Here is a 25,585-nt window from a genome sequence, read left to right as displayed (position 1 = left end):
GGCAGTGCAGACGTGAGGAGGCACCCCGTGACGACCGCTGGACCGCCCGTGAAGGGCCGCGCCACCCGGCAGCGGGCCGCCGTGGCGGCGGCCCTCCAGGAGGTCGAGGAGTTCCGCAGCGCGCAGGAACTCCACGACATGCTCAAGCACAAGGGCGACTCGGTGGGTCTCACCACGGTCTACCGCACCCTGCAGTCCCTCGCCGACGCCGGCGAGGTCGACGTCCTGCGCACCGCGGACGGCGAGTCGGTCTACCGCCGCTGCTCCAGCGACGACCACCACCACCACCTGGTGTGCCGGATCTGCGGCAAGGCGGTCGAGGTCGAGGGCCCGGCGGTGGAGAAGTGGGCGGAGGCCGTCGCCGCCGAGCACGGCTACGTCAACGTGGCGCACACCGTGGAGATCTTCGGCACCTGCGCGGACTGCGCGAGTGCCTCCGGCGGCTGAGCCGCCGAGGGCCCGGGGCCGAGCCCCGGGTCCTCTTCCCGGCCCGACGGCCTCCTCCTCACACGCCGGACGGGCCCGGCTCTCCGCCCCGGCCCTCCATGGCGAGGAGCTCCTCGTTCGGGATCGCGCCGCCGAAGCGGCGGTCCCGGGAGGCGAACTCCAGGCACGCCCGCCACAGGTCGCGCCGGTCGAAGTCGGGCCACAGCACGTCCTGGAACACCATCTCGGCGTACGCGCTCTGCCACAGCAGGTAGTTCGACGTCCGCTGCTCGCCGCTCGGCCGCAGGAACAGGTCCACGTCCGGCATGTCCGGGTAGTACAGGTACTTCGCGAGGGTCTTCTCGTTGACCTTCGACGGGTCGAGCCGCCCCGCCCGCACGTCCTCGGCGAGGGCCTGCGCCGCGTCCGCGATCTCCGCGCGGCCGCCGTAGTTCATGCAGAAGTACAACGTCAGCCGGTCGTTGTCCTTGGTCTGCTCCTGGGCGATCTGCAGCTCCCTGGCCACCGACTTCCACAGTTTGGGCATCCGCCCCGCCCAGCGCACCCGCACCCCGAGCCCGTCGAGGGTGTCGCGGGACTTGCGGATGAAGTCGCGGTTGAAGTTCATCAGGAAGCGCACCTCCTCCGGGGAGCGCTTCCAGTTCTCGGTGGAGAAGGCGTACAGGGAGACGTTCCCGACGCCGATCTCGATCGCGCCCTGCAGGACGTCCATGACCTGCTCGGCGCCGACCTTGTGACCCTCGGTGCGCGGCAGCCCGCGCTCCTTGGCCCAGCGCCCGTTGCCGTCCATGACGATCGCCACATGCTCCGGCACCAGCTCACCGAGTTTCGGGGGCCGCGCGCCGGACGGGTGCGGCTCCGGCGTCCTGTACTCCCGGCGCTGACGCCCCAGGAAACCGCGTACGGCCATGTGTCTCTCGTCTCCTCGTGCTCTGCCTGTGTCTAGGACTTCTCGACGTACCGCAGGGAACGCAGGCCGCGCTCCAGGTGCCAGTGCAGGTAGGCGGACACCAGCCCGCTCCCCTCCCGGACGTACCGCGGCTCGCACGCGTCCGCGGTCCCCCAGTCTCCCGTGAGCAGCGCACCGAGCAGTTCCAGGGCCTGCGGCGAGGGTACGACGCTGCCGGGCACCCGGCAGTCGGCGCAGACGGAGCCGCCCGATCCGACCGAGAAGAACCGGTTCGGTCCCGGCATGCCGCACCTCGCGCAGTCGCCGAAGGTCGGCGCGTAGCCGTTCACGGCGAGGGAGCGCAGCAGGAACGCGTCGAGGACGAGGTTCGGCGCGTGCTCGCCCCGGGAGAGGGTCCGCAGCGCGCCGACCAGCAGCAGGTACTGCTGGACGGCCGGCTCGCCCTCGTGGTCCGTGAACCGCTCGGCGGTCTCCAGCATGGCCGTCCCGGCGGTGTACCGGCCGTAGTCCGTGACGATCCCGCCGCCGTACGGAGCGATGGTCTCGCTCTGCGTGCACAGCGGCAGCCCGCGCCCGACCAGCTCGCTGCCCTTCGAGAAGAACTGCACGTCCACGTGCGAGAACGGCTCCAGCCGCGCCCCGAACTTCGACTTCGTGCGGCGGACCCCGCGCGCCACGGCGCGTACGCGTCCGTGACCGCGCGTGAGCAAGGTGATGATCCGGTCCGCCTCACCCAGCTTCTGGGTGCGCAGCACGATGCCGTCGTCGCGGAACAGACTCATGGAGTCCATTCTCCCGCATGCCTCAGGGCACCTCGCCCCGGCTTCTGGCGTTGGTGTACGCCGTCGCCGCGCTGAGCCGCTCGGCCTGGGTGGCGTGGCGCACGTCACCCGGCTCGGCGTCCCACTCCCGGCCCCCGCCGTACGGCCGCATCTGGACGTACGGGCCCTCGTGCCCCATGACGATGCCGACCCGTCCGGTGCGGGTGTCGACGGCGTGGGAACCGATCGCCGGCGTCATCGCAGCGCCGCCGCGAGCCGCCGCGCGGTCTCCACGGAACACCTTCCCAATTCGATGAGCGGACAAGGTGCCTCCCGCGCAAGACTCACCGGGTCGATCCCGAGCGACGGCAGAGTAATTCCGGCCTTCCCGAGTGCCGCGCGCAATTCTTCCACCGTGTCCTCCGCTTCTTCGGCACCGACCGCCGAGTGTGTTGGCTCCACCGTGTTCCCCTCGCCTTTCCTCTTTCACTCTTCGTCCCCCCCAGAATGCCCGCCCGCACCTACACTCGGCAGGAACCTGCGCACTACAAGTGCAGGTCAGCGCAGGGGGTTTGGTTATGGCCAACGGTTCGCGGCAGGCGGCCTGGGAGTTCTTCGGCGCGGAACTCAAGCGGCGCCGGGAGGACGCCGGGATCACCCAGGTGGAGCTGGGGAACCGGGTATTCGTCTCGGGCGGCTACATCGGTCAGTTCGAACAGGCGATTCGCAAGCCCCAGTTGGACGTGGCCCAGCGGATCGACGCGGTACTGCAAACCGACGGTATTTTCGAGCGGCTGTGCCGGAAGCTGATCGACGACCCGCGGTACGCGGATTACTTCGCGGCGGTGGCGGAGCTGGAGGCGCTCGCCACGAAGATCTGCGAGTTCGCGCCGGCACTGGTGCCCGGGCTGTTGCAGACACCGGCTTACGCGCGGGCGGTCACGTTGGCGATGAACCCGCTCGCTCCGGACGAGTACATCGAGGGGAAGGTGTCCGGCCGCATGGAGCGGGCGAGGATCCTCGCGGACTCTGCCCGCCCCGTGTACTGGGTGATCCTGCACGAGAGTGTGCTGCGCATCCCCGTGGGTGGGCCGACGGTCGCGGCCGACCAGCTGAAGCACATCGCCGGGCTGGTGCGGGCACGCACGGTACTGGCACAGGTACTGCCCTTCACGGCTGGGGCCCACCCCGTCATGACGGGATCGCTGAAGCTCATGGAGTTCGAGGACGCTCCCCCAACGGTCTATACAGAAGCCGTGTATTCGGGAAACCTGCTGGACGATCCAGCCGTGGTGAAGCAGGTGCACTCGGCATACGATCTGATCAGGGCCGCCGCGCTGTCCCCGGAGGCGTCCCTGGCCCGAATCGAGGCGGCGGTGGAGGACCACAGGCGATGCGCGAGTACGAGCTGACCAACGCCCGCTGGCACAAGAGCAGCTACAGCGACGGCAACGGCGGAGACTGCGTCGAGGTCGCCGGCGGAGTCCCCGGTGTCGTCCCCGTCCGGGACAGCAAGGTGGCCGACGGGCCCGTGGTCCTCGTCGGGCCGGCCGCCTGGGCGGAGTTCCTGCGCACCGTCGGGTCCGGCCGGCCTATGTCTCCCGGCCCCCGCCCCCTCGGTCTCCCGGTCGATGACCGGGGCGCCCCCCGTCGGTGAGGATCGCCCCACGCACCCACACGAAGGAGGCAGCCATGTCGTACCCGGAGCCGCGCTACCTCGGCGAGAAGGGCGAGATCAACGCCGTGTTCAGGGGAGCCGGCACCCCACCGGACATCGTCTCCCCCGGCGGCACGACCACCCACTACCTCGCGAGCCACGCCTCCACGGGAGGTGAGTTCGGCCTGTACAAGGTGGACATGGGGCCCAAGGCCCCCGGGGCCAGGACGCACTTCCACCGGAGCATCTCCGAGTCCTTCTACGTCCTGTCGGGCGAGGTGGAGCTCTACGACGGCGAGCGCTGGGTCACCGGACGGCAGGGCGACTTCCTGTACGTGCCGGTCGGCGGACTGCACGCCTTCAAGAACGACAGCGACGCCCCCGTGTCCATGCTGATGCTCTTCTCGCCGGGCGCCCCGCGCGAGGAGTACTTCGAGCGCGTCGCCGAGTTCGCGCAGCGCGGCGGCGAGGAACTGAGGGAGTTCCAGGTGAGGCACGACAGCTTCTTCCTGTGACCGCCCGGCAGGACGTCGGGAGGACCCTGAGCTGCGCACTGGGGCAAGCCCCCCTGGGTCTCCGGGCGTTGCCCGGATGGGACGGGCCCCGGGGATCCGCGAGGCTCGTCGTATGACGCAGCGCACACGAACCGTCCGCAACGCCGCCGTCGTCGGCGTCTCCACCGCCCTCCTGGCCGTCACCGCGCCCGTGACCGCCTCCGCGCCCGCCCCCCGCCCCCGGCTTGCCCGTGATGCGGCTCACACGGGTCTTCGCGGTCAGCGGGACCGGTCACAGGAACGGGCTGCGGTGGATGAGGGCCGGCAGCAGGGCGACCACGCCCGCGGTGGTGTGGAGCAGCGGGCCGTCGAGGGAGTTGCCGGCCTCGCCGGCGTCGGTGGCGAGCGCGCCCGGGCCGCCCGCCTCGACGCTCAGCCCGTCACCGCCCCGCGCGACGCCCCGCACGGCGCCGACCCGCGGGGGGTGACACGCGCCCGCCGTTGCTCCCCGGGGAGTGACGGGCCCCGGTTCAGGCCTGGTCGACCATCCAGTTGCCGTCCTCCTCGGCGTCGACCCGCACCTCCAGCTCGCGCAGGCTCATGCTCCCCTCCCAGAGCTCCTTGAAGCGCTTCATCCGGTCCCGTACGTGCTCCTGGCGGGCGATGAGCCGGGTCCTGACGTTGACGTCGCGCAGGTCCTGCTCGATCTCGAAGGACACCTCCTCGTCGAAGACGATGAAGTCGTTGGTGGTGCCGCGCTGGAGGTGCGGGGGCAGTTCGGGAAGGACCGCCGCGCGGACCTCGATGTGCCGCAGCTCCTGCTCCTCGCACAGCCGCAGCAGCCGGTCGTCGAGCTCCCGCGCGCTCTCCAGCAGGAACAGCCGGCGCACCGACACGCCCTGCTCGTCGACCGCGTCCTGCTGGGCCTCCAGGTAGCGGCTGGCGGGCTCGCTGTTCCAGAACTCGCGGTCGACGGAGGTGCTGGTGGCGCAGATGGACTGCTCGGCGGCCCGGGTGAGGGCGAGCATCCAGTCGTGGTTCTCGCCCGGGCACTCCGCGGTCAGGTTGGTGAGGTCCGCCATGTAGCCGACGACCCGCGTCATCTCCAGGCGGACGAAGGTGTAGAGGATCGAGGGCCCGGGGGCGAGGACCTCGGCGAAGCTCTTGGCCAGTTCGGGCACGCCCTCGATGCGGGCGCGGTCGAGCGGGGGGTAGGGCGGCTCGGTGCCGTGGCCCGCCTGGACGAGGTGGTTCTCGACGAGCTGCTTCACGTCCTCGGTGTGCCGGACCAGGCCGGTCCGCAACTCGTCGTCGTACTGGTTCAGGCCGTCGCGCACGGCGGCGGCGTGCTCGGCCAGCGCGGTCTCCACGCGGCGGGTGTGTTCCTCCACCCGCCGGGTGTGCTCCTCCACCAGCAGGTCACGGGTGTGGGAGTCCCTCGCGCGCCGGTCCTCGGTGTGCCGGTCCAGACCGTGGACGCACTGGACGAGCACCGCGGCGCCGGCGCACAGCGCGGCGGTCGCGAACTGCCGCAGCGGACCGCTGTCCGGGCTCAGCAGTGCGGTGACGCTCCAGGCCAGGGCCCCGAGGACCAGGCCGGTCAGCAGGCGGCGCGGCCAGGGGGACTCCCCCGTCAGGACCGCGAGGCCGGGTACCGTCCGGCCGTCCGTACGGCCGGACGGAACGGCCGTGTCGTCGGGCTGGGGTGACTGTGCCGTGCTCATCTCGCTTCTCCCCCCGTTGGGATACGCGTCGGATCGGGGTGCGGGGACGTGCGTGGGAGATCGTGCCGTCCGCTCAGGAAGCCGGCTCCACCTCCCGGCGGGCCGAGGGGATCGCGTGCAGGGTGAGCTGGTCGCGGATGCGCTGCACCAGCGTCTGCCACTGGCGGGTGAAGCCGGGCCGTTCCTCCAGCGGGTCCCACAGTGCGGCCAGTTCCTGGGGCACCCGGGCACGCGGCATCCACAGGTGCAGCAGGTGGTCGACGGCGGGGCGCAGCGCCTCGACGACGGCGGAGCCGTGTTCCGGGCCCGCGCCCAGGCGGATGCCGTCGAGCATGCGGACCAGCGTGGTGAGCAGCCAGTCGTGCAGGGCGAGGTCGTCGCACAGGGCCGCGAGGTCGGCGCCGGCGGTGCCCTCGGGCACCCGGAGCAGGACGGTGCGCAGTTCGTCCTCGGCGAGCGTGAACCGTTCGATCGACGGACCCTCGCCCGGCGGGGCGGGCAGGGCCGCCCAGCGCAGCCGGGTGGGGCGGGACCTCAGCGGCGGCCGGTGGTCGAGGAGGGGGTGGCGCAGCAGCCGGGTGAGCAGTCCGTCGGCGATCAGTCCGGCGTCGAGGTCGCCGTGCCGTCCGCCGCCGAGCACGCCCTGCGCGACCGCCTCGCGGGGCAGCCTGCCGAGCGGCTCGACCACTCCGGGCCGCACCAGGTAGTGGCCCCAGGGCAGCCGCTGGTCGGGCCCGGCGGCGGGGACGCGGAAGTGGGCGGAGGTCTGCAGGACGCGGCCCTCGGTCAGCGCGGCCCGCGCGACGACCGTGCCGACGGCGCGGATCCGGGCGCCGTTGGCGCTGGGCAGGGGGCAGTCGACGCCGGTGAGGGTGTCGGGGGAACGCGCGTAGAGGTTGGGGCGTTCGGAGAGCAGGACCCGCTCGTCGGCGCGCAGGCCCAGGAGCTGGGCGGCGGCCCGGATGTCGAGGGCCTGCCGGGTGGGCAGCAGGCAGGTGCGGACCTCGCCGCCGGCGAGCACGGCGCGCGGCGTGATGTCCCGCGGCGCCACGTCAGAGCCCCGCGTAGTAGACGTAGGAGGCGCGGTCGGCCACCGAGCGGGGGACGGCGTCCTTCTCGCCGGCGGACCGCTTGGCCACCTGGTCCAGCGCGGCCGGGTCGACCTCGATCTGGTCGAGGATCACGCGGACGGCGTGCTCGACGGGCAGGAACCGGACCGGCAGCACCGAGCAGGTCCGGTAGGCGGCGAACGGGTCGGCGCGGGGGTTGAGCCGCAGCAGCGAGGGCAGGTCGTCCCAGTCGTCGGGGAAGCCGGCGGTGGTGTGCGGCTGGGGGACGAGGACGGCCTCGCCCTGGTGGCGCAGCAGGCCGAGGCGGGCGAGCTGCCACACCGCGGCGAGGAAGGGGCAGGACCAGGTGCGCTGTCCGTCGGGGCCGTCGCTCCACAGCTCGACGTCCAGGAAGACGGAGTGGCGGCGGGCCGCGGTCTCCCGGGGCGGCTGCCAGGCGGCGGCGCGTTTCATCGCCTGCGGGGCGCGGGCGACGGGGCTGCGTTCGCCGTTGGCCAGCCAGCCGCTCTGGGCGGTGGGCGGACGCATGCCGTAGCTGCCGGGCGGCGGCGACTCGACGATGCGGCCGGCCACCGCCTCGGCGACGGGCACCTTGCCGGTGACGGCGCAGCCGGACTCGCGGGCGAGGTAGTCGACGGTCAGCCCGGCCCGTTCGGCCTCCGCCAGGAGCATGGGGACGACCTCGGCGGGGGTGGAGAAGCGGGTGAAGTAGTCGTCGATGAGGAAACAGGTGCTGATCCGGGCGCGCTTGCCGCCCGTCCGCGCGGCGGTGGCGGCGCGGGCCGCCTCTGCCCAGGGGCGTACCTGGGTGAAGTGGTCCCGCAGCCGCTCGGGGCCGGCCTCGAAGTCCTCCATGTAGAGGTGGCCCAGCTCCAGGGAGAGGTGGGCCAGCGGCACCGCCTCGGTGCGCGGCTCGGCGGCGGTCTCGCGGAACCGGGTCTCCGTCACGGCCGCCCCCAGTGCGTGTCGTCCGTCAGGCGCCGGGCGATCTCCTCCAGCGCTTCCAGGGTCTCCTTGTTGGCGATCTGGGTGGAGAGCACGTCCTCCTCGGTGATCAGCTGCTCGCGCCACTGGAGTATGGGCTCCAGCGGCACGATGCCGAGGACGACGCTGTCGCCGATGCGGTGCTCGGCGGCGAGCCGGCGCAGCGCCTCGTCGCAGGCCTGCATCCAGGCGGCCTGGGCGGGCGAGCCCTGGGACCACAGCGGCGACTCGGGGTCGGGCACGGCGGCCCGTACGAAGCGGACCGCGGCGCGCAGCGCCTCCTCGTCGTGGCCGCGCTCGACGCCGCCGCGGATGATGCCGTGCTCGCCGTGGACGAGCCCGGAGGCGGCGATCACGTGCTGGCGGGTCCAGCGGTGGAAGACGAGCCAGCGGAAGGGGACGAACTGCATCCGGGGGTGGGCGGTCGCCGCGAGGACCATGTCGACGGCGTAGCTGCGGCCGGCGCTGAGGTCCACGACGATCAGGTCGAACTCGCCGTTCAGGCGCAGCAGCAGGTCGACGCAGCGTTCGAGGGCGTCCTCGCCGGTGGCGAACTCGCCGCCGCCCGCGTCGCCGGGGAACAGGACCAGCCGGCCGGACTGGTTGGGCCGGGAGCGCAGCAGGGGGTGCTCGGTCTGCCGCCAGACGTCGATCCGGGCGGGCTCGGCGGTCTCGCCCTCCAGGTAGGAGTGGAGGCCGCGTTCCTCGGTGCCGCGCATGGCGCCGGGCACGTCGAAGACGGCGGCGGCCGTGGGCGAGCCGAAGTCGAAGTCCACGTAGGCCACGTGGTCGCCGGTGAGGGCGCGCTGGTAGGCCAGGTTGGCGCTGGTCACCGAGCGGCCGGTGCCCCCCTTGTCGGAGGCGGCGAAGACGAGCACGCTCACACCTCCTGTGCGGCCGCGCCCCTGGCTTGGGCCAGGGTGTCGAGTTCCTGCAGGACGGGCAGGGCGAGGGCGAAGGCGGTGGCGGGCCGGTCGTCGACCAGGCTGCGGGCGTGGTCGAGGCGGCTCTCGATGCTGCGCATCGCCCGGGCTCTGCTTCCGTCGGCGGCGGCGGACGCCTCCAGCTGTTCCTTGCCGAACAGGTGGGTGGCCTCGCTGAGCAGTTCGCGGGCCAGTTCGGCGAGTTCGGGGCTGCGGATGGGCTGCTGCTCGTACAGGTTGCGGGCGGCGACGAGGCATTCGGTGACGCGCTCGGTGATGCTCCAGGACATGCGCAGCTCGGCGTCGCGCGCGCCGGGGTAGACGGCCCGGACGTTGTCCCAGAGGCCGGCGCCCTCGTCGTCCTCTATCCGCCGGTTCCACAGGTGTTCGAAGGTCTGCTCGGCGAGGCGGAGCAGCCGGTCCTGTGCGCCGATGTTCCGGGAGAGTTCGGCGAGCTGGATGATCCGCTTGAGGAGCTGGGCGGAGAAGTCGGTCATGCGCCACAGGAGGAGGCCGCCGGAGCGCTCGGATCCGGCGAGCGGCATGGTGACGCCGGGGTTGTGCAGTCGGATGGTGGGGTCGTCCCGGGTCATCCGGCTGGTGACGCGGCCGCGGTCGGCGAGGCGTTCCATGATGGCGACGGTGCGGGTGAGGTCGTCGTCGGTGGCCTTCCGGCGGACCAGGTCGTGGACGAGGATGGCGGCGACGGTGAGGGAGAAGTACTCGGACTCCAGCTGCAGGCCGGTGGTCTGCCAGGGCAGGTCCTCCAGGGGCCAGCGTTCGGATCCGAAGCGGGCGATCGCGGACCAGTACTGCTGGCTGAGTTCCCAGCGCAGGCGCAGGGCCTCGGCGAGCTTCTGCTGGTCGGCGTCGAGCAGACCGAGGGTGAGGGTGCGCTCGGAGAACAGGTCCTGGATGCCGTCCAGGGCGACGACGGTGAAGTACACGTAGGGCAGCCGGTCGGCGATGCCGTCGGGCTGGCCGGGCACCTGGACGTCCAGGTCGGTGATCTTGGGCGCGTCCTGGACGATGCCCCAGGCCCAGCCGCACTCGAAGAGCTGGCTCTCGTCCCGGATGCCTTCGTCGAACTGGATGCCGCGGGTGAGGCTCTCGATGATCGTGGCGCGCAGGGGACGCATTTTCCGGGAGAACTGCTGGAGGGCGATCCGGTCGGACTGGTTGCCCTGGCCGATGACCTGGATCAGCCTGCGGCCCTGCTCGGACTCGGCGTCGAAGACGTTGACGGTGAAGGAGCGCAGCAGGCTGATCATGGCGGAGGTCAGCCGGGCGTTCGTGGCCTCGCGCAGCTCGGCGATCGCCTTGAGGACCTCGGGGCGGGTGGTGGTGGTCTCGTAGACCTTGAGGTACCCGAGGGTGGCGAGGGAGAGCGTGACGGACATGGAGTAGGAGTCCACCACGCCCAGCTGGCTCTGCTCGTGGGTGATCTGCCCCTGGGGGTCGGCCGGTTTGAAGTAGTGTCCGCCGGCGAAGGTGGGGCTGTCGTCCGGTCCGGCGTGGGTGCGCATGAACTGGGCCAGCGCCGTGATCAGGTTGGCGGGGATCTCCAGCCGGGTGCCGACCCTCTCCAGCGCGCGCAGCACGTCGCGTTCGGTGGTGTCGGGCTGGTCGAGGCGGAACGCGGGGACCTCGGTCGCCGGATACAGCAGGCACAGCAGCCGCTCCGCGTCCGCGACGCTGCTCAGTCCGTCGGTGGGCCCCTGGACCAGCTTCCCGTCGTCGAACGAGTGGCGGGCCATGGCCTGCCAGATGTCCAGCAGGTGCTGGCGTGGCTTGATCTGCATCCCCGTACCCCTCGTACAGATCTCGTTGCCCTGTGTTCAGACCGTGTGCTCGGACATGGTCCCCGTTCTCACGGGGCGGCAATCTCCGCGTTGCGCTGTCCCAGGGCGAGGAGGATTCCCTCGTGTCCCGGCCGCACCACGTGGTGCAGGTCGTGGATCTCCAGTTCCTTGCAGTAGGGGATCAGGCTCTCCCTGGCCCGGTCCTCGTTCACCCGGTAGGCCGGGTACCGGTGTTCCCCGACCCGGTATCCGACCGACTCCTTCATGAACGCGGCGGCGAAGGGCGCTCCCTCGTCGAGCGCGTTCATGAAGCACCGCACGCCCCGCTGGAACTCCTCGGGGCACTCCGACATCGAGTCGGCGACGAAGAACATCGTCCCGAGGTCCCAGCGGGTCCGCCCGTCGAGGTCGAAGAGGTTGCCGTGCTCCACCCGGACGATCTCGCTGAAGCGGGCCCTCGGCTCCAGGCCGCGGTAGGCCGGGGCCTTTCGGAGCTCCTCCCAGAAGGCGTCCCAGGCCGCGTCGTACCCCTGGGGGGAGGCCTGCCTCCTCAGGTACTCGACGTTCGGGCCGGCGTACTCGAGGAGGAGCACCTCCTCGCACCAGGGGAGCATGGCCAGGGCGGGGTAGAGGTTCGCGCCGGCGCCGACGTCGACACCCCGGACGGCGTCCGGTACGGCCCCTTCGAAGCAGCGGCTGAAGTAGTCGCGCATCAGGCGCACGATCAGCCGGTCGACTTCGAGCGGGGTCCGGTAGTTGTTGTCGACGTACACCTCGGGATCGAACTTCGACCAAGGCGCGTCGGCATTGCGATCCATAGTCACCCTGCCGCGTTCCGTTCGCTTGTGGACAGGACCGCGCGCGCGAGCGCGGGTCCCGTGGACGCCGACCGGTGAAGAGGCGTCTCCTTGTTCGCAAGATAGGCCGCCGCCACACGTCCGGACAGCCGGGATCCCGCCAGTCCACATCCTCCGGGCGCACGTCAGGCGCACCGTTGCACACCCTAACTCTCCCTTGCACGGCGGGAGTTGGGCGCTCACTCTAGCCAGAGGGAGCACTGGGCCGCCAGCGGGACCGTTCATTCCATCGAGTGCGGCCCGGTGCTCGTCGCGTTGACGTCCGCACATCATGACTGGGGGGTGGCATGACCGCCGAACCGCTGGAACGCGCCTTGGACCGCCACGAGCAACTCACGCAGCGGGGGCCGCTCCCGGACGCCCTGCCCCCGGTCCTGCGGACGGCACGGGAGTCCGACCTGCCTGAACTGCGACGACTCGACGAGGAGGTCTTCCAGGAGGTCGCCTATCCGGGTTTCCTGCTGCGCCAGCTCTTCGACATGTACGCGGACCACTTCCTGGTCCTCGACGACGGCGGGGGTCGGCTGCGCGGCTACGTGCTGGCCGCCACGACCACGCCGGCGCTCGGCCGGGACAGCTGGATCCTCGGCCTGTGCGTGGCCCGGGACCGCCGCCGGAACGGTCTTGGCCGGGAACTGATGACGGAGATCCTGGCCCGGCTGCGCCGGGACGGCGTCGAGCGGGTCCGTCTCACCGTGGAGCCCGCCAACCACGCCGCGATCCTGCTCTACCGCTCCCTCGGCTTCGACCCCGAGGGCCCCGACGCCGGACTGCGCCCGGACTACTTCGGGCCCGGCATGGACCGCCTGGTGCTGCGCCTGGACCTCACCGGGGGCCGCTGAGCGGCGTCACGAAGGGGTGCCCGCCGACTCCAGCAGCCGGGTCACGTCGTCGGAGCGGAGGGTCAGGGCCGCGCCGGCCGTCGCCAGGACGTCGCGCTCGGCGGGCGTGTAGGGGCCGTCGGCCAGGGCGATGCGGGCGCCCTGGAGGAGGATCGATTCGCGGCCGGCGGCGGCGAGGTGCGGGGCCAGCGGGTCCAGCGCCTCGTGGAGCTCTATGGCCAGCCCGGGTACGCGGGGTTCGTCGCGCAACCGCCCGGTGTCCGCCTCGAGCGCCTCGACCAGCGCGCCGAGCCGGTCCTCGGTGCAGTCCTCGAAGCCGGCCGCGCGCACCACGGCGACCGCCGCCTCCAGGGAGGTGCGGGAGCAGGCGCCGCCCGCGGCGAGCACCGCGAGGGCGACGGTGTGGACGGCGTCGCGGAGCATCGCGGAGAAGCGGGTGGTGGTCGGGTGGTCGAGGACCTCGGTGCCGTAGTGGCGGCGGCAGGCCGCGCACTCGACGGTCGGCGCGGACTCGCCGCGCGGCAGCACGGGCACCCCGAGCAGGGTGAAGCGGCGGCGCCCGGCGAGGCGCTGGTAGTTGCGGTCGCCACCGCAGCCGGGGCAGAAGAACTCGCCGTCGCCGACGGGCGTCCACGCGGTGCGGGTGCCCAGGACGCGCGGCAGCCGGGCAGCTCGGTCGTCTCGTCCCCGTCCAGGCAGCACGTCGCACCTCCGTAACCGCGCGGCAACATCGCCGCGCTTGCGTGATGTTAGCCACATCACCGACGTGGAGTCAGTACCCCGGAGGAGACCTTTCCGTGACCTGCGTGTGGAGGTGGCCGGTATACGACGGGGCCCCGCCCGCCGGAGAACGGCGGGCGGGGCCCCGGATCACCGATCCGGCTGGTCAGCGAGCCGCCCGGTTGACGGCGGAGACGACCGCCTTCAGCGAGGCGCGCGTGGTGTTCGCGTCGATTCCGATGCCCCACAGGACCTTGTCGCCGATGGCGCACTCGATGTACGAGGCGGCCTGCGCGGAGGCGCCCTCGCTCATCGTGTGCTCCTGGTAGTCCAGCAGGCGTACGTCGATGCCGACACCCTGCAGCGCGTGGAAGAACGCCGAGATCGGGCCGTTGCCGGTGCCGACCAGGGTGGTCTCCTCGCCGTCGACGGTGGCCTCGACGGTGAGGGTGTCGACGCCGTCGCGGTCGGTCGTGGTCTGGCCGTTCCTGACCTGGATGCGGCCCCAGGGGTTCTCGGGGTTGGGCAGGTACTCGTCCTGGAAGACGTCCCAGATCGCGGTCGGCGTGATCTCGCCGCCCTCGGCGTCCGTCTTGGCCTGGATGATCTTCGAGAACTCGATCTGCATCCGGCGCGGCAGGTCCAGCTTGTGGTCGTTCTTCAGGACGTAGGCGATGCCGCCCTTGCCGGACTGGGAGTTGACGCGGATGACGGCCTCGTAGGAGCGGCCGACGTCCTTGGGGTCGATGGGCAGGTAGGGGACGGCCCACTCGATGTCGTCGACGGTGACGCCCTTGGCCTTGGCGTCGGCCTCCATGGCGTCGAAGCCCTTCTTGATGGCGTCCTGGTGGGAGCCGGAGAAGGACGTGTAGACCAGGTCGCCCACGTACGGGTGGCGCGGGTGGACGTCCATCTGGTTGCAGTACTCCCACGTGCGACGGATCTCGTCGATGTCGGAGAAGTCGATCTGCGGGTCGACGCCCTGGGAGAACAGGTTCATGCCCAGGGTGACCAGGTCGACGTTGCCGGTGCGCTCGCCCTGGCCGAACAGGCAGCCCTCGACGCGGTCGGCGCCGGCCATGACCGCCAGCTCGGCCGCCGCGACCGCCGTGCCGCGGTCGTTGTGCGGGTGGGCGGACAGGCAGACGTACTCGCGGCGGGACAGGCGGCGGTGCATCCACTCGAAGCGGTCCGCGTGCGTGGACGGCGTCGAACGCTCCACCGTGGCGGGCAGGTTGAGGATGATCTCGCGGCCGGGGCCGGGCTGGTAGGTGTCCATCACCGCCTCGCAGACCTCCAGGGCGAAGTCCAGCTCGGTGTCGGTGAAGATCTCGGGGCTGTACTGGTAGCCGAACTCCGTCTCCGGGCCCAGCAGCTTCTCGGCGTACTCCATGACCAGCCGGGTGCCGTCGACGGCGATCTGCTTGATGTCGTCCCTCGAGCCGCGGAAGACGACCCGGCGGAAGACGGGGGCGGTGGCGTTGTACAGGTGGACGGTGGCGCGCCTGGCGCCCTTCAGGGACTCCACCGTGCGCTCGATCAGGTCCTCGCGGGCCTGGGTCAGCACGGAGATGGTCACGTCGTCCGGGATGGCGTCCGGGTCCTCGATGATCGACCGCACGAAGTCGTAGTCGGTCTGGCCGGAGGCCGGGAAGCCGACCTCGATCTCCTTGTAGCCCATCTTGACCAGCAGGTCGAACATCGCGCGCTTGCGGGCGGGCGACATGGGGTCGATCAGGGCCTGGTTGCCGTCGCGCAGGTCGGTGGAGAGCCAGCGGGGGGCGGTGGTGATGCGCCGGTCCGGCCAGGTGCGGTCGGGGATGTCGACCTGCTCGTAGCCGCGGTACTTGGTGGTCGGCATGGAACTGGGCTGCTGGCGGTTGGCCATGATCGCGTGGGCTCCTCGTGATGTCCGCGGTGTCCGCGTGTCCGGAAGGACGGCCGACGCGCAACACCAAGCACCGCGGGGAGGGAGTCGGCCTCTTACAGGCCCTCGCCGCGGCAGCTAAGGAGAAGCAGCCCGAAACGCATGATGCCCAGCACCTTAGCCGAGCCACGCCGGTCACGCGGGTCCGTATCAGTATGCGGGACCACGGAGAGTATCGGGACAAAAAGTGCCGTATACCACTTCCGGCCGCTCGGCGGGTCCTCTTGACGCCGCATTCCACCGATCCTGGTCGCGGGTAGTGACAGGGTGGTCACGCAGTGCGATGGTTCCGGACATGACGACCAACGGGGGCTTCGAGCCCGTCTTCTGCACCATCGTCCCGCCGCACGTCCTCGACAAGCTCGCCCGGAACGAGGATCCCGTGCTCGCCGGGCCCGCCCGCCGGACCATCCAGCGCGACGCCGTCGAGCGCACCCGCCGCGGCCTGACCACCGTCATCGGCGCCGCCGCCGTGACCCCGCGCGCGGGCGCCGAGGCCGGCAAGCCCCACCGCACGGTCTTCGACGCCCGGCACGGCACCGACCTGCCCGGCCGCAAGGTGCGCGGCGAGGGCGACGGGCCCGGGCAGGACGCCACCGTCAACCGCGCCTACGCGGGGCTCGGCGCCACCTTCGAGCTGTTCCTGAAGGCGTACCGGCGCGACTCCATCGACGGCGCGGGGCTGCCGCTGGACGCGACGGTGCACTACGACCGCGAGTACAACAACGCCTTCTGGAACGGCGAGCAGATGGTCTTCGGCGACGGGGACGGGGAGATCTTCCTCGACTTCACCCTCCCCGTGGACGTGATCGGCCACGAGCTGGCCCACGGCGTCACGCAGCACACCGCCAACCTGACCTACTACGGCCAGCCCGGCGCGCTGAACGAGTCGGTGTCCGACGTCTTCGGCTCCCTCGTCAAGCAGTACTCGCTCGGCCAGAGCGCCGCCGAGGCCGACTGGCTGATCGGCGCCGGACTGCTCGCCCCGCGCGTGACGGGGGAGGCGTTGCGCTCGATGAAGGCGCCGGGCACGGCGTACGACGACGACGTCCTCGGCAAGGACCCGCAGCCCGCCACGATGGACGACTACGTGCGCACCGGCCGCGACAACGGCGGCGTGCACATCAACTCCGGCATCCCCAACCACGCCTTCTACCTCGTCGCCACGGAGCTGGGCGGCCACGCCTGGGAGCGGGCCGGACAGGTCTGGTACGACGTGCTGACCGGGGGCGAGCTGCGCGAGGACGCGTCGTTCGCGGACTTCGCGACGCTGACGGTGAGGGCCGCCCGGGAGCGCTACGGCGACGGGGACGAGCTGGAGGCGGTGCGCAAGGGCTGGGAACAGGTCGGGGTGCACACGCGGTAGTTCCGTACTAGACACGGTCCCATGCGGATTCAGGTGAGGCGCACAGGAGGCTTCGCGGGCATCGAACGCCACGCGGAGATCGACACCGCGGGACGCCCCGACGCGGCCGAGTGGCACGCCCTGGCCGAGCGGGCGGTCGCCGACGGGCGGGGCACGCCGCCCGTCGGGGTGCCGGACGGGTTCAGCTACCAGATCACCGTGGACGGGAGGACGGTGTACGCGGCCGACCCCCGGCTGACGGACGACCAGCGCAGGCTGATCTCGCGGGTGCTGAAGGAGGGCGCGTGACGCCGCCGGCGCGCAAGGGCGTTGACTTCCGTCGCCGGGGGTGCGGATGATCCGCGCATGGCGACCGCATCGCGCACGGACCCGGTACCCCGTTTCCCGGACGGCTTCCTGTGGGGCGTGTCGACCTCGGCGCACCAGATCGAGGGCGCGGCCGAACTGCGCGAGCGGTCGGTGTGGGACGTGTTCGCGGACGAGCCGGGGCGGGTCAGGGACGGCTCGACGGCGGCGGTGGCCTGCGACCACTACCACCGCTACCGCGAGGACGTGGCGCTGCTCGCCGGCCTGGGCGTGGACGCCTACCGGTTCTCGGTCTCCTGGCCCCGGGTGAACTCCCCCGGCGGCCTCGACTTCTACGACCGCCTGGTCGACGAGCTGTGCGCGGCGGGCGTCCGCCCGGTGCCGACGCTCTTCCACTGGGACCTCCCGGCGGACCTGGACTGGCTCGACCGGGACACGGCGTCCCGGTTCGCGGAGTACGTGTCCGTCGTCGCGGGGCGGCTCGGCGACCGGGTCGGCACGTGGCTCACCCTCAACGAACCCGCCGAGCACACCCTGCTCGGCCACGCCCTGGGCACGCACGCCCCCGGCCGGGAGCTGCTGTTCGACGCCCTCCCGGTGGCCCACCACCAGCTCCTCGCGCACGGCCTGGCGGTACGGGCCCTGCGCGCGGCCGGCGCGGGCGACGTCGGGATCGCCAACTCGCACGGGCCGACCTGGCCCGCCTCGGACGAGCCGGCCGACCGGGAGGCGGCGGACTTCTACGACGTCCTGCTGAACCGCCTGTTCGCCGACCCGCTGCTGCTGGGCCGGTACCCGGACGGCCTCGGCGAGCTGATGCCGGGCTCCGCCGGGGGGATCGAAGCCGACCTGAAGGTGATCGCCGAGCCGCTGGACCGGTACGGCGTGAACTACTACGCGCCGGCGAGGGTGGGCGCCCCGCGGGGCGAGGCGACCGAGTCCGGCGGTGTGCGCGTCCCGGCCGGGCTGCCCTTCTCGGTGCGTCCGATCGAGGGCCGGCCGCTGACGGACTTCGGCTGGCCCGTGGTCCCCGAGGGGCTCACGGAGCTGCTCACCGGCCTGGCCGAGCGCTACGGCGACCGGCTGCCGCCCGTCGTCATCACGGAGAACGGCTGCTCCTACGAGGGCCTCGACGACCAGGACCGCATCGCCTACCTCGACGGTCACGTCCGCGCCCTGCACCGGGCGCTGGAGGCGGGCGTGGACGTGCGCGGCTACTTCGTGTGGTCGCTGCTGGACAACTTCGAGTGGGCGGAGGGCTACGCGCGCCGGTTCGGGCTGGTGCACGTGGACTTCGCCACGCGGGCGCGGACGCCCAAGGCGTCGTACCGCTGGTTCCGGGACCTGCTGCGCGCCCAGCGGTGAGCGCCCCCGGGCATACTCCGGGGGCGGTCGGATAAAAGACCTGGGTGCTGTCGGCGCGGAGTCGTACGCTGGAGACAGCAGACACACCCGTCACGCGGCGCACGCCGCAGAGGAGGACGTGCAGGCCTCGAGCGCCGGCCCATGACTCAGACACCCTCAGCTCACACCCCCGCGCAGGGGCAGGCGAGAGCACAGTTCACCGTCCCCGCCCAGCACCCCATGGTGACCGTCCTGGGATCCGGCGACTCCCTCCTGCGCGTGATCGAGACGGCCTTCCCGGCGGCCGACATCCACGTCCGGGGAAACGAGATCAACGCGGTCGGCGACGCCCATGAGGTCGCCCTGATCCAGCGCGTGTTCGACGAGATGATGCTGGTGCTGCGCACGGGGCAGCCGATGACGGAGGACGCAGTGGAACGCTCGATCGCCATGCTCAAGGCGAGCGAGAACGGGGAGAGCGACGGCCAGGAGACCCCGGCCCAGGTGCTCACGCAGAACATCCTGTCCTCGCGCGGCCGCACGATCCGCCCCAAGACGCTGAACCAGAAGCGGTACGTCGACGCGATCGACAAGCACACGATCGTCTTCGGCATCGGCCCGGCGGGCACCGGCAAGACCTACCTGGCGATGGCCAAGGCGGTGCAGGCCCTGCAGTCCAAGCAGGTCAACCGCATCATCCTGACCCGCCCGGCGGTCGAGGCCGGCGAGCGGCTCGGCTTCCTGCCCGGCACGCTCTACGAGAAGATCGACCCCTACCTGCGTCCGCTGTACGACGCGCTGCACGACATGCTCGACCCGGACTCGATCCCGCGGCTGATGGCGGCCGGGACGATCGAGGTCGCGCCGCTGGCGTACATGCGCGGCCGGACCCTCAACGACGCCTTCATCATCCTGGACGAGGCCCAGAACACCAGCCCCGAGCAGATGAAGATGTTCCTGACCCGGCTCGGCTTCGACTCGAAGATCGTGATCACGGGTGACGTGACGCAGGTCGACCTGCCCGGCGGGACGAAGTCGGGTCTGCGGCAGGTGCAGGAGATCCTGGAGGGCGTCGAGGACGTCCACTTCTCCCGGCTGACGTCCCACGACGTCGTCCGGCACAAGCTGGTGGGCCGTATCGTCGACGCGTACGAGCAGTACGACAGCAGGAACGGCACCGAGAACGGCGGCCACAACGGCGGCCGGACGCCCAGAAGCGGTGCCAAGGCCAAGGGGAAGTAGACCAGCACGACCATGTCGATCGACGTCAACAACGAGTCCGGAACCGAGGTCGACGAGCAGGCGATCCTCGACATCGCCCGCTACGCGCTCGCGCGGATGCGCATCCACCCGCTCTCCGAGCTCTCGGTGATCGTCGTGGACGCCGACGCCATGGAGCAGCTCCACATCCAGTGGATGGACCTGCCCGGTCCGACGGACGTCATGTCCTTCCCGATGGACGAGCTGCGTCCGCCGTCGAAGGACGACGACGAGCCGCCGCAGGGGCTGCTCGGCGACATCGTGCTCTGCCCGGAGGTCGCCGAGAGGCAGGGCAAGGAGGCGCCGACGCAGCACTCCATGGACGAGGAGCTCCAGCTGCTCACCGTCCACGGGGTGCTGCACCTGCTCGGCTACGACCACGAGGAGCCCGACGAGAAGGCCGAGATGTTCGGCCTGCAGGCCGCCATCGTGGACGGCTGGCGCGCGGAGAAGGGCCTGACCGGCCCGTCCCCGGCCCCGACCGTCTCATGAGCCTCCCGCTCGTCGCCGGCGCCGTCGCCCTGGTCGTGGTCGCCTGGCTCGCCGCCTGCGCGGAGGCGGGCCTGGCGCGGGTCTCCAGCTTCCGCGCCGAGGAGGCGGTGCGCGCGGGACGGCGCGGCAGCGCCAGGCTGGCCAAGGTCGCCGCCGACCCGACGCGCTACCTCAACGTGGCGCTGCTGGTCCGCGTCGCCTGCGAGATGGCCGCCGCCGCGCTGGTCACGTACGCCTGCCTGAAGCAGTTCGACGGCACCGGCGAGGCGCTGGTGGTCGCCATCGCGGTGATGGTGCTGGTGTCGTACGTGGCCATCGGGGTCTCCCCGCGCACCATCGGCCGCCAGCACCCGCTGAACACGGCGACGGCGGCGGCGTACGTCCTGGTGCCGCTGGACCGGGTCATGGGCCCGATCCCGTCGCTGCTCATCCTCCTCGGCAACGCGCTCACCCCCGGCAAGGGCTTCCGCCGCGGCCCCTTCGCCTCCGAGGCGGAGCTGCGGGCGCTGGTCGACCTCGCCGAGAAGGAGTCGCTGATCGAGGCCGAGGAGCGCCGCATGGTGCACTCGGTGTTCGAGCTGGGCGACACGCTGGTGCGGGAGGTCATGGTGCCGCGCACCGACCTCGTCGTCATCGAGCGGTACAAGACCATCCGCCAGGCCCTCACCCTCGCCCTGCGCTCCGGCTTCTCCCGCATACCGGTCACCGGTGAGAGCGAGGACGACATCGTCGGGATCGTGTACCTGAAGGACCTCGTGCGCAAGACGCACATCAGCCGGGACGCGGAGGGCGACCTGGTGTCCACGGCGATGCGCCCGGCGTTCTTCGTGCCCGACACCAAGAACGCCGGCGACCTGCTGCGCGAGATGCAGAAGGAGCACAACCACGTCGCCGTCGTCATCGACGAGTACGGCGGCACGGCCGGCATCGTCACCATCGAGGACGTCCTCGAGGAGATCGTCGGCGAGATCACCGACGAGTACGACCGCGAGCTGCCGCCGGTCGAGGAGCTGGGCGAGGACCGCTACCGGGTCACCTCCCGCCTGGACATCGGCGACCTCGGCGAGCTGTACGGGCTGGAGGAGTTCGACGACGAGGACGTGGAGACCGTCGGCGGTCTGCTGGCCAAGGCGCTCGGCCGGGTGCCGATCGCCGGGGCCACGTCGGTCGTCGAGCTGCCCGACGGCCGTGAGCTGCGGCTGACGGCGGAGGCCGCCGCGGGCCGCCGGAACAAGATCGTGACGGTGCTGGTGGAGCCGGTGGCCCCGGCGAGGTCCGGTGCCGGGGAGATGGCGGAGGAGTGACGCCCCAGGAGCTGCGCGCGTTCTGCCTGTCCTTCAACGCGGCCGTGGAGGACTTCCCCTTCGGTCCGGAGATCTCGGTCTTCAAGGTGCTGGGCAAGATGTTCGCGCTGTCCTCCCTGGACGCGCGCCCGCTCACCGTCAACCTCAAGTGCGACCCGGAGGACGCGATCCGGCTGCGCACCGAGCACGAGGGCCTGGTCGTGCCCGGCTGGCACATGAACAAGCGGCACTGGAACACGGTGACCGCCGACGGCGGGCTCCCGGACCGTGTCGTCCGGGAGCTGGTCGAGGACTCGTACGACCTGGTCGTCGCCGGTCTACCGCGCGCCGACCGGCTCCGCCTCGACCGTCCCTGAGCGGCGGGGGCGCAGTCCGGCCGCGATCAGGGCGGCCGCCGCGAGGACGATCGCCGCGTCCAGGACGAGCACCGTGTGCACGCCGGAGCGCAGGTCCGCGGAGGTGGTGGCCAGCACGCCCAGCACCGGGATGCCGACGGTGATGCCGGCCTGCTGCGTGGAGGTGACCAGGCCGGTCGCCAGGCCCTGCTCCTCGTCGGGGACGCCGGAGGTCACGGTCAGGCCGTAGGAGATGATCGCGCCCAGGTGGCACATGCTGGCCAGGGAGACGGCGGCCGTGGCCAGGAACACCGACCAGCCGCCCTCCCCCAGCGCCAGCAGGGGCAGCCCCAGGGCGCCCTGTCCGGCGAGCGCGCCGACCAGGGTGCGGCGGGCGCCGAAGCGGCCGATGACGCGGGACGCGCAGGTCCCGGCCACCACCGACAGCACGCCCTGCACGCCGAAGACCAGGCCGGTCTCGAAGGCGCTCAGGTGCAGGACCTCCTGGAGGTACAGGGTGAGCACGAAGATCACCGTGGACATCATCGAGAAGGTGACCAGACCGCCCAGGTTGCCCCAGGCCACCGTGCGGCGGCGCAGCATCGGCAGGGAGACCAGCGGGGCGGCGGAGCGGGACTCGACGACCCCGAAGGCGGTCAGGAGCAGCAGGCCCGCGACGAGGGTGACGAGGACGTCGGTGCGGCCGAAGCCGTGTTCGGCGGCCGTCGACAGGGCGTAGATCAGGGACAGCAGACCGCCGGTGACGGTGACCGCGCCGGGCACGTCCAGACGGGGGCGGTCGGGAGTGCGGGACTCCGGGAGCAGGCCGGGGGCCAGCGGCAGCACGATCAGGGCGAACAGTGCCAGCAGGCCCATGGTGGAGCGCCAGCTCAGCAGGTCGGTCAGCACCCCGCCGGCCACCATGCCGACGGTGAACCCGAGCGAGAGCAGCGTGCCGGAGATGCCGAGGGCGCGGTCGCGGGCCGGCCCCTCCGGGAAGGTCGTGGTCAGCAGGGACATGCCGGTCGGCACGATGGCCGCCGCGCCGAGGCCCTGCAGGGCGCGTCCGGCGAGGAAGGAGGCCGGGTCCCAGGCGAAGGTCGCCAGCAGCGAGGCGGCGCCGAAGAGCGCGAGGCCGGCGAGGAACAGCCGGCGGCGGCCGTAGAGGTCGCCCATGCGGCCGAGGAGCAGCAGGAAGCCGCCGGACGGCAGCGCGAACGCCGTGACCGCCCACTGGAGGGCGGACCGGTTCATGCCGAGGTCCGCGCCGAGGACGGGCAGGGCGACGTTCAGGACGGAGAAGTCGAGCGCGACCATGAACTGGGCGGCACAGAGCACGAACAGGACGAGCCGGTCGCGGGCCGAGAACCGGGGAGCGGCCGGCGTGCCGGCGGCCGCCGGCGGAGTGGAGGTGGAGGTGTCGATCGCCATGGACAAGAGCCTGCGGGCGCCGGAATGATCGTGGGGAGCGGGCGGTTGTCCTGGTGGTGGCACCACCAGCCGGGAAGCAGGGGGGAATCGGTACGTGACGGACACCGGACTCAAGTCCCATCGGCGGCGCGAGCTGCGGGAGTTCCTGATGAGCCGCCGCGCACGCGTGACACCGGCCGAGGCGGGGCTGCCGGACGGCGGGGGACGGCGCCGCACGCCGGGCCTGCGCCGTGAGGAGGTCGCCGTGCTCGCCGGGGTGGGCGCCTCCTGGTACCAGTGGCTGGAGCAGGGCAGGGACATCTCCGTCTCCCCGCAGGTGCTGGACGCGGTCGGCCGCGTGCTGCGGCTGAGCGACGCCGAGCGCCGCCACCTGTACCTGCTGGCCGGGCTCAACCCGCCGGCGCCCGAGGTGGAGCCCGCCAAGCGGGACATGTGCGAGGGGATGCGGCGGCTGATCGACACGTGGATGCCGTACCCGGCGCACATCATGGACCGGTACTACAACTGCGTGATGTACAACGACGCGGCGGCGATCGTGCTGGGCATGCGGCCGGACATCACGCAGAACTGCCTGGTCGACTTCTTCACGGACCCGCTGTACCGCGCCCGTTCGCAGAGCTGGGAGCGCAACGCCCGTACGGTCGTCGCCCAGTTCCGCGCGGCGTGCTCGGCCAGTCCCGACGACGAGGGGTTCCAGGCGGTGCTGGCGCAGCTGCTGGACGGCAGCCCCGAGTTCGTCCGGATGTGGGAGGAGCGGGACATCGAGGACGCGGGGCAGATCCGCAAGGAGCTGGAGCACCCGCTGGCCGGTCTGCTGTGCGTGGAGTCGACGGCGCTGAAGGTGCCCGCGCGGCCCGACCTGACGATCGTGCTGCACACGCCGCTGGACGAGGCGAACACCGCCGCGAAGCTGGAGTGGCTGGTGTCGCCGCAGGGGCGGCGCGGGGCGATGTACCCGGTGGCGGGGTGACCGGCGCGGCGCCTCCGTATGCTCTGACCATGACCGACACCACCGACCTCGGCCCCGAGGACCGCAAGATCGTCACCCTGGCCCGTTCCGCCCGGGCCCGCAACGGCGTCCCCGAGGGGGCGGCCGTACGCGACGAAACCGGCCGCACGTACGTCGCCGGGACCGTCGCCCTGGACTCCCTGAAGCTCAGCGCCCTGCGGACCGCGGTGGCGATGGCGGTGGCGTCCGGCGCGACGTCGCTGGAGGCGGCGGCCGTGGTGACCGAGGCGGGGGCGGCGTCGGCCGAGGACCTGGCGGCGGTCCGGGACCTGGGCGGGGCGGGGACGCCGGTGCTGGTCGCCTCGCCCGACGGGACGGTCCGGGACACGGTGGCCGCGGGCTGATCCTCGCGCCTCCCGCCGGCCCGCACACGACGGTGGTACGGCGGGGCTCCGGGGATCAGGGACAATGGGCGCCATGAGCGTGCGTACCCAGTCATCCGAAGAGCCGGCCGAGGCTGTCCACCGGGCCGGCTTCGCCTGCTTCGTGGGCCGCCCCAACGCGGGCAAGTCCACCCTCACGAACGCTCTGGTCGGGCAGAAGGTGGCGATCACCTCCAACCGTCCGCAGACCACCCGGCACACCGTGCGGGGCATCGTGCACCGCCCGGACGCCCAGCTGATCCTGGTGGACACCCCGGGTCTGCACAAGCCGCGCACGCTGCTGGGCGAGCGGCTGAACGACGTCGTGCGCACGACGTGGGCCGAGGTGGACGTCATCGGCTTCTGCCTGCCGGCGAACGAGAAGCTGGGCCCCGGTGACCGCTTCATCGCCAAGGAGCTGGCGGGGATCAAGAAGACCCCGAAGGTCGCGATCGTCACGAAGACGGACCTGGTCGACGGCAAGACGCTGGCCGAGCAGCTCATCGCGATCGACCGGCTCGGGGAGGAGCTGGGCATCACCTGGGCGGAGATCGTCCCGGTGTCGGCCACCGCGAACAAGCAGGTGGACCTCCTCGCCGACCTGCTGACCCCGCTGCTGCCGGAGGGGCCCGCGCTCTACCCGGAGGGCGATCTCACGGACGAGCCGGAGCAGGTCATGGTGGCCGAGCTGATCCGCGAGGCCGCGCTGGAGGGCGTGCGCGACGAGCTGCCGCACTCCATCGCCGTGGTCGTGGAGGAGATGCTCCCGCGCGAGGACCGCCCCGCCGACAAGCCCCTCCTGGACATCCACGCCAACGTCTTCATCGAGCGTCCCAGCCAGAAGGGCATCATCATCGGCCCCAAGGGCAAGCGCCTGAAGGACGTCGGCATCAAGTCCCGCAAGCAGATCGAGGCGCTGCTGGGCACGCCCGTCTTCCTGGACCTGCACGTGAAGGTCGCCAAGGACTGGCAGCGCGACCCGAAGCAGCTGCGCCGGCTCGGGTTCTGACCGGCCCGGCCGGCCGCCACGCGCCGACGCCCCGAACCTGCCCCGTACGCCCACCACGCGGCGCGCCCGCACCCCGGCACGGCCCGGACCCGCACGTGAAGGGCGCCGAGGACCAGCAGCGCGACCCGAAGCAGCTGCGCCGGCTCGGCTTCCGACCGGCCCGGCCGGCCGCCACGCGCCGACGCCCCGAACCTGCCCCGTACGCCCACCACGCGGCGCGCCCGCACCCCGGCACGGCCCGGACCCACA

27 protein-coding genes and 1 pseudogene are annotated in these 25,585 nt (G+C 71.9%); 15 read left to right on the top strand and 13 right to left on the bottom strand.

The window, feature by feature from the left end; translation table 11 throughout:
- The first annotated feature begins 27 nt into the window (after nt 1–27).
- The gene (locus tag ACZ4V6_RS02540; protein ID WP_467821900.1) at nt 28–447 is read left to right on the top strand and encodes a Fur family transcriptional regulator; all 420 of its coding nucleotides are present in this window, start codon (nt 28–30) and stop codon (nt 445–447) included.
- 58 nt (nt 448–505) lie between these two features.
- On the opposite strand, the gene ACZ4V6_RS02535 is transcribed toward ACZ4V6_RS02540, so the two are convergent.
- Genes ACZ4V6_RS02535 through ACZ4V6_RS02525 form a run of 3 tightly spaced genes read right to left on the bottom strand, consistent with a single transcriptional unit; the run spans nt 506 to nt 2,377 of the window.
- The gene (locus tag ACZ4V6_RS02535) at nt 506–1,357 is read right to left on the bottom strand and encodes an isoprenyl transferase (RefSeq protein WP_467821899.1); all 852 of its coding nucleotides are present in this window, start codon (nt 1,355–1,357) and stop codon (nt 506–508) included.
- Between the two features lie 32 nt (nt 1,358–1,389).
- Nucleotides 1,390–2,139 carry a DNA repair protein RecO gene (gene recO / locus ACZ4V6_RS02530; protein ID WP_467821898.1) on the bottom strand — a complete coding sequence of 250 codons (750 nt, stop codon included), beginning with the start codon at nt 2,137–2,139 and terminating at the stop codon, nt 1,390–1,392.
- Between the two features lie 22 nt (nt 2,140–2,161).
- Nucleotides 2,162–2,377 (bottom strand): hypothetical protein, encoded by a 216-nt coding sequence (locus ACZ4V6_RS02525; protein WP_467821897.1) that lies wholly within the window; start codon nt 2,375–2,377, stop codon nt 2,162–2,164.
- Between the two features lie 319 nt (nt 2,378–2,696).
- On the opposite strand from ACZ4V6_RS02525, the gene ACZ4V6_RS02520 reads away from it, so the two are divergent.
- From ACZ4V6_RS02520 to ACZ4V6_RS02510, 3 genes are read left to right on the top strand one after another with little or no spacing between them, the layout of a single operon-like run.
- The gene (locus tag ACZ4V6_RS02520) at nt 2,697–3,530 is read left to right on the top strand and encodes a helix-turn-helix domain-containing protein (RefSeq protein ID WP_467821896.1); all 834 of its coding nucleotides are present in this window, start codon (nt 2,697–2,699) and stop codon (nt 3,528–3,530) included.
- On the top strand, nt 3,512–3,775 hold the full coding sequence (locus ACZ4V6_RS02515; RefSeq protein ID WP_467821895.1) for a DUF397 domain-containing protein: 264 nt from the start codon (nt 3,512–3,514) through the stop codon (nt 3,773–3,775). Before ACZ4V6_RS02520 ends, ACZ4V6_RS02515 begins: the two co-directional genes overlap by 19 nt.
- Before the next feature lie 35 nt (nt 3,776–3,810).
- Complete coding sequence (locus tag ACZ4V6_RS02510; protein WP_467821894.1) at nt 3,811–4,290, top strand: cupin domain-containing protein; 480 nt, start codon at nt 3,811–3,813, stop codon at nt 4,288–4,290.
- A 274-nt stretch (nt 4,291–4,564) separates the two neighbouring features.
- Here the strand turns inward: ACZ4V6_RS02510 and ACZ4V6_RS02505 are convergent.
- The 7 genes and pseudogenes from ACZ4V6_RS02505 to ACZ4V6_RS02475 all read right to left on the bottom strand — a co-directional run.
- Nucleotides 4,565–4,744, bottom strand: a pseudogene (locus ACZ4V6_RS02505) (hypothetical protein); the annotation flags it as partial.
- Between the two features lie 55 nt (nt 4,745–4,799).
- A complete protein-coding gene (locus ACZ4V6_RS02500; RefSeq protein WP_467821893.1) occupies nt 4,800–5,993 on the bottom strand; it encodes a hypothetical protein in 1,194 nt (397 codons plus the stop codon).
- 73 nt (nt 5,994–6,066) lie between these two features.
- Nucleotides 6,067–7,044: an SCO2521 family protein gene (locus ACZ4V6_RS02495; protein ID WP_467821892.1), complete on the bottom strand. Its 978-nt coding sequence runs from the start codon at nt 7,042–7,044 to the stop codon at nt 6,067–6,069.
- Nucleotide 7,045: 1 nt separating this feature from the next.
- A complete protein-coding gene (locus tag ACZ4V6_RS02490) occupies nt 7,046–8,011 on the bottom strand; it encodes an SCO2522 family protein (protein WP_467821891.1) in 966 nt (321 codons plus the stop codon).
- On the bottom strand, nt 8,008–8,925 hold the full coding sequence (locus tag ACZ4V6_RS02485; RefSeq protein WP_467822227.1) for an SCO2523 family variant P-loop protein: 918 nt from the start codon (nt 8,923–8,925) through the stop codon (nt 8,008–8,010). Before ACZ4V6_RS02485 ends, ACZ4V6_RS02490 begins: the two co-directional genes overlap by 4 nt.
- Before the next feature lie 2 nt (nt 8,926–8,927).
- Complete coding sequence (locus ACZ4V6_RS02480) at nt 8,928–10,772, bottom strand: SCO2524 family protein (protein WP_467821890.1); 1,845 nt, start codon at nt 10,770–10,772, stop codon at nt 8,928–8,930.
- Nucleotides 10,773–10,840: 68 nt separating this feature from the next.
- Entirely contained in the window at nt 10,841–11,590 is a 750-nt protein-coding gene (locus tag ACZ4V6_RS02475; protein WP_467821889.1) for an SCO2525 family SAM-dependent methyltransferase, read from the bottom strand.
- A gap of 326 nt (nt 11,591–11,916) precedes the next feature.
- Between ACZ4V6_RS02475 and ACZ4V6_RS02470 the strand changes: the two genes are divergently transcribed.
- Complete coding sequence (locus ACZ4V6_RS02470; protein WP_467821888.1) at nt 11,917–12,471, top strand: GNAT family N-acetyltransferase; 555 nt, start codon at nt 11,917–11,919, stop codon at nt 12,469–12,471.
- A gap of 6 nt (nt 12,472–12,477) precedes the next feature.
- Here ACZ4V6_RS02470 and ACZ4V6_RS02465 read toward each other — a convergent pair whose 3' ends face one another.
- A complete protein-coding gene (locus ACZ4V6_RS02465) occupies nt 12,478–13,173 on the bottom strand; it encodes a TerB family tellurite resistance protein (RefSeq protein WP_467821887.1) in 696 nt (231 codons plus the stop codon).
- 184 nt (nt 13,174–13,357) lie between these two features.
- Nucleotides 13,358–15,079, bottom strand: coding sequence for a 2-isopropylmalate synthase (leuA, locus tag ACZ4V6_RS02460; protein ID WP_467821886.1), 1,722 nt, complete (start codon nt 15,077–15,079; stop codon nt 13,358–13,360).
- Nucleotides 15,080–15,413: 334 nt separating this feature from the next.
- Here leuA and ACZ4V6_RS02455 point away from each other — a divergent pair, with 334 nt between their 5' ends.
- The 7 genes from ACZ4V6_RS02455 (at nt 15,414) to ACZ4V6_RS02425 (ending at nt 21,546) form a co-directional block, all read left to right on the top strand.
- Nucleotides 15,414–16,484, top strand: coding sequence for a M4 family metallopeptidase (locus ACZ4V6_RS02455; protein WP_467821885.1), 1,071 nt, complete (start codon nt 15,414–15,416; stop codon nt 16,482–16,484).
- 21 nt (nt 16,485–16,505) lie between these two features.
- Complete coding sequence (locus ACZ4V6_RS02450; protein WP_467821884.1) at nt 16,506–16,772, top strand: protealysin inhibitor emfourin; 267 nt, start codon at nt 16,506–16,508, stop codon at nt 16,770–16,772.
- A 57-nt stretch (nt 16,773–16,829) separates the two neighbouring features.
- Nucleotides 16,830–18,155: a GH1 family beta-glucosidase gene (locus ACZ4V6_RS02445; RefSeq protein WP_467821883.1), complete on the top strand. Its 1,326-nt coding sequence runs from the start codon at nt 16,830–16,832 to the stop codon at nt 18,153–18,155.
- 141 nt (nt 18,156–18,296) lie between these two features.
- Complete coding sequence (locus ACZ4V6_RS02440; protein WP_467821882.1) at nt 18,297–19,376, top strand: PhoH family protein; 1,080 nt, start codon at nt 18,297–18,299, stop codon at nt 19,374–19,376.
- Between the two features lie 12 nt (nt 19,377–19,388).
- On the top strand, nt 19,389–19,886 hold the full coding sequence (ybeY, locus tag ACZ4V6_RS02435; protein WP_189708918.1) for an rRNA maturation RNase YbeY: 498 nt from the start codon (nt 19,389–19,391) through the stop codon (nt 19,884–19,886).
- Nucleotides 19,883–21,190, top strand: a complete 1,308-nt coding sequence (locus ACZ4V6_RS02430) for a hemolysin family protein (protein ID WP_467821881.1) — start codon at nt 19,883–19,885, stop codon at nt 21,188–21,190. The genes ybeY and ACZ4V6_RS02430 overlap by 4 nt, the downstream gene beginning before the upstream one ends.
- Nucleotides 21,187–21,546, top strand: a complete 360-nt coding sequence (locus tag ACZ4V6_RS02425) for an MmcQ/YjbR family DNA-binding protein (RefSeq protein WP_467821880.1) — start codon at nt 21,187–21,189, stop codon at nt 21,544–21,546. The genes ACZ4V6_RS02430 and ACZ4V6_RS02425 overlap by 4 nt, the downstream gene beginning before the upstream one ends.
- Here the strand turns inward: ACZ4V6_RS02425 and ACZ4V6_RS02420 are convergent.
- The gene (locus ACZ4V6_RS02420; protein WP_467821879.1) at nt 21,508–22,956 is read right to left on the bottom strand and encodes an MFS transporter; all 1,449 of its coding nucleotides are present in this window, start codon (nt 22,954–22,956) and stop codon (nt 21,508–21,510) included. The genes ACZ4V6_RS02425 and ACZ4V6_RS02420 overlap by 39 nt on opposite strands.
- Nucleotides 22,957–23,104: 148 nt before the next feature.
- On the opposite strand from ACZ4V6_RS02420, the gene ACZ4V6_RS02415 reads away from it, so the two are divergent.
- The 3 genes from ACZ4V6_RS02415 (at nt 23,105) to era (ending at nt 25,336) form a co-directional block, all read left to right on the top strand.
- On the top strand, nt 23,105–23,926 hold the full coding sequence (locus ACZ4V6_RS02415; protein ID WP_467822226.1) for a helix-turn-helix transcriptional regulator: 822 nt from the start codon (nt 23,105–23,107) through the stop codon (nt 23,924–23,926).
- Nucleotides 23,927–23,955: 29 nt separating this feature from the next.
- Nucleotides 23,956–24,309 carry a cytidine deaminase gene (locus tag ACZ4V6_RS02410; RefSeq protein ID WP_467821878.1) on the top strand — a complete coding sequence of 118 codons (354 nt, stop codon included), beginning with the start codon at nt 23,956–23,958 and terminating at the stop codon, nt 24,307–24,309.
- 73 nt (nt 24,310–24,382) lie between these two features.
- Complete coding sequence (era, locus tag ACZ4V6_RS02405; protein ID WP_467821877.1) at nt 24,383–25,336, top strand: GTPase Era; 954 nt, start codon at nt 24,383–24,385, stop codon at nt 25,334–25,336.
- Nucleotides 25,337–25,585 lie beyond the last annotated feature (249 nt).

Source organism: Streptomyces sp. NPDC029152 (genome assembly GCF_055564355.1).
This window is presented reverse-complemented; position numbering and strand designations above follow the sequence as displayed.

Bases quoted from the DNA above. Each gene is read 5' to 3' on its own strand.
- ACZ4V6_RS02535 (WP_467821899.1), bottom strand. From the start codon at position 1,357: ATGGCCGTACGCGGTTTCCTGGGGCGTCAGCGCCGGGAGTACAGGACG.
- ACZ4V6_RS02510 (WP_467821894.1), top strand. From the start codon at position 3,811: ATGTCGTACCCGGAGCCGCGCTACCTCGGCGAGAAGGGCGAGATCAAC.
- ACZ4V6_RS02415 (WP_467822226.1), top strand. From the start codon at position 23,105: ATGAGCCGCCGCGCACGCGTGACACCGGCCGAGGCGGGGCTGCCGGAC.
- ACZ4V6_RS02420 (WP_467821879.1), bottom strand. From the start codon at position 22,956: ATGGCGATCGACACCTCCACCTCCACTCCGCCGGCGGCCGCCGGCACG.
- leuA (WP_467821886.1), bottom strand. From the start codon at position 15,079: ATGGCCAACCGCCAGCAGCCCAGTTCCATGCCGACCACCAAGTACCGC.
- ACZ4V6_RS02455 (WP_467821885.1), top strand. From the start codon at position 15,414: ATGACGACCAACGGGGGCTTCGAGCCCGTCTTCTGCACCATCGTCCCG.
- ACZ4V6_RS02440 (WP_467821882.1), top strand. From the start codon at position 18,297: ATGACTCAGACACCCTCAGCTCACACCCCCGCGCAGGGGCAGGCGAGA.
- ACZ4V6_RS02445 (WP_467821883.1), top strand. From the start codon at position 16,830: ATGGCGACCGCATCGCGCACGGACCCGGTACCCCGTTTCCCGGACGGC.
- ACZ4V6_RS02450 (WP_467821884.1), top strand. From the start codon at position 16,506: ATGCGGATTCAGGTGAGGCGCACAGGAGGCTTCGCGGGCATCGAACGC.
- ACZ4V6_RS02410 (WP_467821878.1), top strand. From the start codon at position 23,956: ATGACCGACACCACCGACCTCGGCCCCGAGGACCGCAAGATCGTCACC.
- ACZ4V6_RS02475 (WP_467821889.1), bottom strand. From the start codon at position 11,590: ATGGATCGCAATGCCGACGCGCCTTGGTCGAAGTTCGATCCCGAGGTG.
- era (WP_467821877.1), top strand. From the start codon at position 24,383: ATGAGCGTGCGTACCCAGTCATCCGAAGAGCCGGCCGAGGCTGTCCAC.
- ACZ4V6_RS02430 (WP_467821881.1), top strand. From the start codon at position 19,883: ATGAGCCTCCCGCTCGTCGCCGGCGCCGTCGCCCTGGTCGTGGTCGCC.
- ACZ4V6_RS02470 (WP_467821888.1), top strand. From the start codon at position 11,917: ATGACCGCCGAACCGCTGGAACGCGCCTTGGACCGCCACGAGCAACTC.
- ACZ4V6_RS02520 (WP_467821896.1), top strand. From the start codon at position 2,697: ATGGCCAACGGTTCGCGGCAGGCGGCCTGGGAGTTCTTCGGCGCGGAA.
- ACZ4V6_RS02500 (WP_467821893.1), bottom strand. From the start codon at position 5,993: ATGAGCACGGCACAGTCACCCCAGCCCGACGACACGGCCGTTCCGTCC.
- recO (WP_467821898.1), bottom strand. From the start codon at position 2,139: ATGAGTCTGTTCCGCGACGACGGCATCGTGCTGCGCACCCAGAAGCTG.
- ACZ4V6_RS02480 (WP_467821890.1), bottom strand. From the start codon at position 10,772: ATGCAGATCAAGCCACGCCAGCACCTGCTGGACATCTGGCAGGCCATG.
- ACZ4V6_RS02525 (WP_467821897.1), bottom strand. From the start codon at position 2,377: ATGACGCCGGCGATCGGTTCCCACGCCGTCGACACCCGCACCGGACGG.
- ybeY (WP_189708918.1), top strand. From the start codon at position 19,389: ATGTCGATCGACGTCAACAACGAGTCCGGAACCGAGGTCGACGAGCAG.
- ACZ4V6_RS02515 (WP_467821895.1), top strand. From the start codon at position 3,512: ATGCGCGAGTACGAGCTGACCAACGCCCGCTGGCACAAGAGCAGCTAC.